We start from the raw sequence: 7,922 nt of genomic DNA on the forward strand, positions 1-7,922 counted from the left end.
ACCTCCCGCCTCCGCGTCTCGCACGCCTTCCACTCCCCGCTCATGGAGCCGATGCTCGACGCCTTCCGCGCCGTGGCCGAGCAGATCACCTACGCGACTCCGACGATCCCCGTCGTGTCGAACCTGACCGGACGCCTCGCTGCCGAGGGCGAGTTGACGTCGGCCGCGTACTGGGTGCGGCATGTGCGTGAGGCAGTGCGTTTCGCCGATGGTGTGCGTGCCCTGGCCGCGCAGGGTGTGACACGTTTCCTGGAGATCGGTCCGGACAGCACCCTCACCGCCCTCGCTCAGAACTGCCTCTTGGACGACGACGCCGCTGTCTTCGCGTCCTTCCTCCGCAAGGACCGCGACGAGGTGGACACCTTCGTCTCGTGTGTGGCCGCCGGCCACACGAGCGGTGTGCCCGTCGACTGGGCCGCCGTGACCGGACCCGGCCCGACCACCGGTGTCGACCTGCCCACGTACGCCTTCCAGCGTGAACGGTTCTGGCCCCAGACCAAGCGCATCGGGGCCGCCCCGGGCCTCGACACCTGGGAGCCCGCGGGAGCCGAGGAAGCGCGCGAACTGGCCGGCGTGCTGGACATCAGCGAGGACGTCGTACAGGAGGTCCTCTCCGGGTTCTCCGCCCGGCGCCGCGAGCGTACGGCGCAGGCCGCCGTGGACGGTTGGCGGTACCGCATCGACTGGGAGCCGGTGACCGTCGCCACCGGCACGGCCCGTACGGGCCGCTGGCTCCTCCTCCACCCCGAGGGCGACGCGGCGCTGCTCGACACCGTGACCACGGCCCTGTCCGACCCCCTGCTCCTGCCCCTCCCGCAGCACCCCGACCGATCAGACCTCGCCGCCGCCGTCACCGCCGCTGTCGCGACGTCGCGGACACCGGTGGCAGGAGCGGTGGTGCTGCCCGGCACGGTCGCCCAGGCCCTCGTCGCCACGCAGGCACTCGGTGACGCCGGGCTCGGCGGGCCCGTGTGGTGGATCACCCGGGGCGCGGTCACCCTCGGACGACCCGCAGACGGCACGGTGCGCCCGGAGCGGAGCGCCGTCTGGGGCCTCGGCCGCGTCGCCGCCTTGGAGCACCCCGAACGCTGGGGCGGCCTGGTCGACCTGCCGGAGACCTCCTCCGACAGCGACAGCGACACCGCTCGCCTCCTCGCGGACATCGTCGCCTCCTCCACCGAGGACCAGGTCGCCGTACGGGACGGCCGGCTCTTCGCCAGGCGGCTGCGCCAGGCCCCGGCGCCACGGGGCACCGGACAGGGCTGGAAGCCTGCCGGACCGGTCCTCGTCACCGGCGGCACCGGCGCCCTCGGCGCTCACGTGGCCCGTTGGCTCGTCCGGCAGGGGGCCGACGAACTGGTCCTCACCAGCCGCCGCGGCGAGACGGCCGACGGTGCCACCGCGCTCAGCGCGGAACTGCGCGCGTCAGGTGCCCGGCAGGTGAGTGTCGAAGCCTGCGACCTGGCGGACCGGGATGCCGTCGCCGCGCTGCTCGCCCGGCACCGGGTGGACGCCGTCTTCCACGTGGCGGGAGTCCCGGACCACATGCCCTTCGGCGACATCGACACCGCTCACCTGGAGCGGACGATGGGGGCGAAAGCACACGGCGCCGGATATCTGGACGAGCTGACCCGGGACCAGGACCTGAGCGCGTTCGTGGTGTTCTCGTCGATCGCCGCCGTGTGGGGGAGCGGTTCCCAGGGCGCCTACGCGGCGGCCAACGCCTGGGCCGACGCCGTGGTGGAGGACCGCCTCGCCGCCGGCCGGACCGGGCTCTCCGTGCAGTGGGGCCCCTGGGCGGGCGGCGGGATGGTGTCGAGCGCGGGTGCGGCGGAGCTGGAACGGCACGGGCTGCGCGTCATGGACCCCGAACGCGCCCTGCTCGGACTCACGTCCGCGCTGGAGGGGCCCGGCGGGGCGGTGGTCGTCGCCGACCTGGACCGGGAGCGCTTCGTCCCGGCGTTCACCGTCCGGCGCGACAGCCCGCTGCTCGGCGGCCTCCCGGGCATCACCCCGACCGCACCCGAGGCCACCGGCGGGAACGACGCCGCTGACGCCCGTGCCGCCCTCGTCGCCCGCCTCGGGAACCGGCCGGAGAAGGAGCGCCGCCGGGCCCTGCACGAACTCGTCCGTACGCGGGCCGGCGCGGTGCTCGGCCGCGCGACGGGATCGGCGGTGGACCTCGACCGGTCCTTCCGGGACATCGGCTTCGACTCCCTCACCGCCGTGGAACTGCGCAATGAACTCCACGCGGCAACCGGGCTGCGGTTGCCGACAACACTGGTCTTCGACCACCCGACACCACGTCACCTCGCCGACCGGCTGCACGAGGAACTCTTCGCCGACGCCGGAGCGGCGCACGGCGACGACGAGACCTCGCTGCGCAGTGCCCTCGCGAAGATCCCCTTCTCCCGCTGGCAGGAGAGCGGCCTGCTGACAGCCGTCCTCTCCCTGGCACAGACCGGTGCGGACTCCGGCCCTGCCGACGACGCCGTGTCCGACCCCACCGGCCCCACGGTGTACGGCACCGCCCGGGTGAACACGCGGTCCGACGGCACCTCCGCGCCCGACGCGATCGGCGCGATGGACGTCGACGCACTCGTTCAACTGGCCCTGGGCGACTCCACCTCCTGAACCACCCGCCCGCCGCCCTCCCCCGCCCGCCCGCGTACGGGCCACCAACCAGTGGAGCCGAGCATGTCCACCCCCGAAGAGCGCGTCGTCTCCGCGCTGCGCGCTTCTCTCTCCGAGAACGAGCGCCTGCGCCGGCGCAACGACGAACTCGCCCGCGCCGCCTCCGAGCCGATCGCCATCATCGGCATGGCCTGCCGTTACCCCGGCGACGTCACCATGCCCGAACACCTCTGGGAATTGGTGCTGGCCGGCGCCGACGCCATCACCCCGTTCCCGGCGGACCGGGGCTGGAGCACCCCGGACACCACCGCGGAGTCCGTCACCGGGCAGGGCGGATTCGTCGCCACGGCCACCGAATTCGACGCCGGTTTCTTCGGGGTGTCACCGCGCGAGGCGCTCGCGATGGATCCGCAGCAGCGCCTCGTCCTGGAGACGTCCTGGGAGGCCCTCGAACGCGCGGGCCTGGCCCCCGACTCCGTGCGCGGCAGCCGCACCGGTGTGTTCGTCGGATGCAGCAACCAGAACTACGGCGCGGTCTCCGGCGACACTCTGCCCGACGGCATCGAGGGCCACCTGCTGACCGGCAACGCCGCGAGCGTCGTGTCGGGCCGGGTGTCGTATGTGCTGGGTCTTGAGGGCCCGGCGGTGACGGTCGACACGGCGTGCTCATCGTCTCTGGTGGCACTGCATCTGGCGGGACAGTCGTTGCGGGCCGGGGAGTGCGATCTCGCGCTGGCGGGCGGCGTGACGGTGATGTCCACCCCCGATGTCTTCGGAGAGTTCAGCCGGCAGGGCGGTCTTGCTGGTGACGGCCGGTGCAAGGCGTTCGGTGCGGGTGCGGACGGCACTGGTTGGGGCGAGGGTGTCGGTGTTCTGCTGGTGGAGCGGCTGTCGGATGCACGCCGCTACGGCCACCGGGTGCTGGCGGTGGTGCGTGGCTCGGCGGTCAACCAGGACGGTGCGTCGAACGGCCTGACCGCTCCCAATGGCCCGTCGCAGCAGCGGGTGATCCGGGCAGCGCTCTCGTCGGCGGGGTTGTCGGCGGCGGATGTGGATGTGGTGGAGGCGCACGGTACGGGCACGAAGCTGGGTGACCCGATCGAGGCGCAGGCGCTTTTGGCCACGTACGGACGGGAGCGGTCCGGGGACCGGCCGTTGTGGCTGGGTTCGGTGAAGTCGAACCTGGGGCACACCCAGGCCGCCGCGGGCGCGGCCGGTGTGATCAAGATGGTGGAGGCGTTGCGGCACGGGGTGCTGCCCGCGACGCTCCACGCGGACGAGCCGTCCTCACACGTGGACTGGTCGTCGGGGGCGGTCCGGCTGCTCACCGAGCCGCAGGCGTGGCCGGGTTCGGTGGATCGTCCGCGCCGCGCGGGTGTCTCGTCCTTCGGCCTCAGCGGCACCAACGCCCACATCATCCTGGAAGAAGCACCGGAGGAAGAGGTCCCGGAGCCGGAACCGCAGACCGAGACCTCCCGCACCGGCCCCACGGCCTGGCCGCTCTCCGGCCGGACCGAGGAAGCCCTGCGCGCCCAGGCCCGAGCCGTTGCGGCCTTCGCCGACAACCACCCCGAGATCGAGCCCGACCGGACGGGCCTCGCCCTGGCAACCACACGCACGCACTTCGAGCACCGCGCAGTCGTCGTCGCGGACGATCTCCCGGCGCTCAAGAAGGCCCTCGATGCGGTCGCCAACGGTACCGCCGGAGCGACGACGACGGTCGGGCACGACCGCGGAGACCAACCTCAGGCATTCCTGTTCGCGGGCCAGGGTGCGCAGCGGCTCGGTATGGGTCGGGAACTGTATGACGCGTTCCCGGTGTTCGCGGCTGCTTTCGATGCGGTGTGTGAGCGGGTGGGGGAGGAGCTGCGAGGTGTCGTCTTCGGTGATGACGCCGAGCGCCTGGCTCGTACGGAGTGGACGCAGCCCGCGTTGTTCGCGGTGGAGGTCGCGCTTTATCGCTTGGTGGAGTCGTTCGGGGTTCGTCCGGACTTCGTCATGGGTCATTCCATCGGTGAGATCGCTGCCGCGCATGTGGCGGGGGTGATGTCGCTGGAGGACGCGTGTGCGCTGGTGGTGGCGCGTGGCCGGCTGATGCAGGAGTTGCCCGCCGGTGGCGTGATGGTGGCTGTGGAGGCGGCTGAGGCGGAGGTGCTTCCGCTGCTGGTCGAGGGAGTGTCGATCGCGGCCGTCAATGGGCCGCGGGCTGTCGTCATCGCGGGCGCCGAAGCAGTTGTCACCGCGGTCGCTGAAGCGCTGAAGCAACAGGGCCGACGCACGTCCCGCCTGCGCGTCTCGCACGCCTTCCACTCGCCGCTCATGGAGCCGATGCTCGACGCTTTTCGGGCGGTGGCGGAGCGGATCACGTACGCGGTCCCGTCGATCTCCGTCGTGTCGAATGTGACCGGACGTCTCGCCACCGAGGCCGAGCTGACGTCGGCCGAGTATTGGGTCCGCCACGTCCGTCATGCGGTCCGTTTCGCGGACGGCGTCGACACGCTCGCGTCCGAGGGCGTGACGCGTTTCCTGGAGATCGGTCCGGACAGCACCCTCACCGCCCTCGCCCAGAACTGCGTTCCGGACGGCGGCGCCTCCCTCTTCGTACCGATGTTCCGCAAGGACGAACCCGAACACGCCACCGTCCTCCGCGCGATGACGCAGCTCCATGCGGACGGTGGAGAGATCGACTGGACCGCCGTGCTGCGGACCGGTGGCGGTGCGCGTGCGGTCGAACTGCCGACGTATCCGTTCCAGCGCCGCCGCTACTGGCTTGCCCCGAACGAGCCGTCCCCCGGTGCCCCGGCCGGCCCGGCGCGGGCCTCCGCGGTGGTCGACGCCGAGTTCTGGGCCGCCGTCGAGCGAGCCGACCTTCCGTCACTCGCCGCCGACCTCGCCCTGGAGCCGGAAGCCCTGGGGCCGGTGGTGCCGGCGTTGACGCAGTGGTACCGGCGGCGACAGGAGCAGGCGGCGCTCGACGCGTTGCGGTACGAGGTGTCGTGGCGGCCGCTGACCCGGGACGACGAGACGGCTCAGGCGGCCGCTCGGACCCGTACCGGGCGCTGGGCGGTGCTGGTCCCCGCGGACCTGGAAGCCGACGCGCGCGGCACGGTGGACGTCCTCCTCCTGGGCCTGCGCAAGCAGGGGCTCTCCGCGTACGCCGTCGAAGTGGACGTCACCGATCCCGCCGCGTGCGCCGAAGCCGTCGCGGGGGCGGGGGCGGGGAAGACCGGTGACTCGGGGGGCCTGGACGGAATCCTGTTCCTGGCCGCTCTCGCCGCGTCCGTCGACCCGGTCGCGGGAACCCTGTCCGTGCTGCGGGCGGTCGCGGAGTCCGCGGACCCGGGCGTCCGGCTGTGGGTCCTCACCCAGGGTGCCGTCGGCGCCGCCGGTGCCGCCCCGCTCATCCGGTTCGAACAGAGCGCTGTCTGGGGCCTTGGCCGCGTCGCCGCCCTGGAACACCCGGACGTCTGGGGCGGGCTGATCGACCTGCCTGCTCTGCTGGACGACCGGGTGTGCGCGCGGCTCTCCGTGGCCCTGGCCCGCCTGGCGCCCGGCGAGGACCAGGTCGCCGTACGGGCGCACGGTATCTTCGGCCGCAGGCTGGCACCGGCCACCCCGCTGCCCTCGCGGACGGCGGGCTGGACACCCGGCGGGACAGTGCTCGTCACCGGCGGCACCGGAGCTCTCGGCGCGCACGTCGCCCGCTGGGCCGTGGAACGCGGCGCCCGCCACCTGCTTCTCGTCAGCCGCCGCGGCGAGTCGGCACCGGGAGCCCGGGAACTGCGGGCGGAATTGCGGCAGTCGGGCGCCGAGACGGTCACACTGGCCGCCGTCGACATTTCCGACCGCCGCCAACTCGCCGCGCTCCTCGCCGACCACCGGATCGACTCGGTCTTCCACACCGCCGGGGTGCTGGACGACGGCACCCTGTTGGCGACCGATGCCGAACGCATCGAGAGGGTGCGAGCCCCCAAAGCCACCGGGGCGCTCCTGCTCGACGAACTGACCCGGGACCACGACCTCTCCGCGTTCGTTCTCTTCTCCTCGCTGGCGGGCACGCTGGGGAGCCCGGGACAGGGGGCTTACGCCGCCGCCAACGCCGTCCTCGACGCCCTCGCGGAACGGCGGCGCGCCGAGGGACTCCCCGCCACCTCCCTCGCCTGGGGCCCGTGGGCCGGCGACGGCATGGCGGCGAAGTCCGGCGGGCGCCGCCGCGGCCAAGGGGCGCTGACGGCGCTCGACCCCCGGCTCGCGCTCTCCGCCCTGGGCGCCGTGCTCGACGCGGGAGCGACCACCGAACTGATCGTGGACGCCGACTGGGACCGTTTCGTCCCCGCCTTCACCACATCCCGGTCCAGCGCCCTCCTCACACCGGTGGCCCCTGCGCACACTGCCGCGGAAACACGCGGCTTCGAGGCGCCCGGCGACGACCTGCGCTCAAAAGCGGCCGGCCTGCCGCGCGACGCAGGGCAGCGTCTCGTACTGGAAGAGGTACAGAAGCTCGCGGCACTGATGCTGGGACACGAAGGACCCGAACAGGTCGGCGCGGAGCGGGCGTTCCGTGACCTCGGTGTGGACTCGCTGATCGCGGTGGAGCTGCGCAATGTCCTGGCGGCGGTGTCGGGCGTCACGCTTCCGGCGACGGCGGTGTTCGACCACCCCACGCCCCAGGCCCTGGCGACCCACCTCTACGCCGAGCTGTTCGGGGACGCGGCTCCGGTCGTCGCGACAGCCGTGGCGGCGGTGGACGAGCCGGTGGCGATCGTCGGCATGGCCTGCCGTTTCCCGGGCGGCGTGGAGTCGCCCGAAGACCTGTGGGACCTGCTCGTCGACGGCCGGGACGGCATCACCGACGTCCCCACCGACCGCGGTTGGTCGGCCCTGGAGAGCGTCTACGACGGCTACGCCCGGGCGGACGGCGGCACATCGGAGTACGGGCAGGGCGGTTTCCTGTCGGATGTCGGTGGTTTCGACGCGGAGTTCTTCGGGGTGTCGCCGCGTGAGGCGTTGGCGATGGATCCGCAGCAGCGGTTGCTGCTGGAGGCGTCGTGGGAGGCGGTGGAGCGGGCGGGGATCGATCCGCGTGCGCTGCGCGGCAGCCGTACGGGTGTGTTCGCCGGGACGAACGGCCAGGATTATCCGGCGTTGTTGAGTCTGTCGGAGGGTGACTTCGGCGGGTACGTCGGCACGGGCAACGCGGCGAGTGTGGCGTCCGGCCGGGTCTCGTACGTCCTGGGCCTTGAGGGCCCGGCGGTGACGGTCGACACGGCGTGCTCATCGTCTCTGGT

The 7,922-nt window shown here is 72.8% G+C and carries 2 protein-coding genes; both read left to right on the forward strand.

Annotated features, from left to right (window positions below; genetic code table 11):
- Positions 1 to 2,634 (forward strand): type I polyketide synthase (locus ABZY33_RS35590; RefSeq protein ID WP_356495863.1); only part of this gene is annotated, 2,634 nt, incomplete at its 5' end.
- Between the two features lie 63 nt (positions 2,635 to 2,697).
- Positions 2,698 to 7,922: type I polyketide synthase (locus ABZY33_RS35595; protein ID WP_356495864.1), on the forward strand; the 5,225-nt coding region annotated here is incomplete at its 3' end.

The organism is Streptomyces sp. NPDC006552, from assembly GCF_040611655.1.
Taxonomy (GTDB): Bacteria; Actinomycetota; Actinomycetes; order Streptomycetales; family Streptomycetaceae; genus Streptomyces.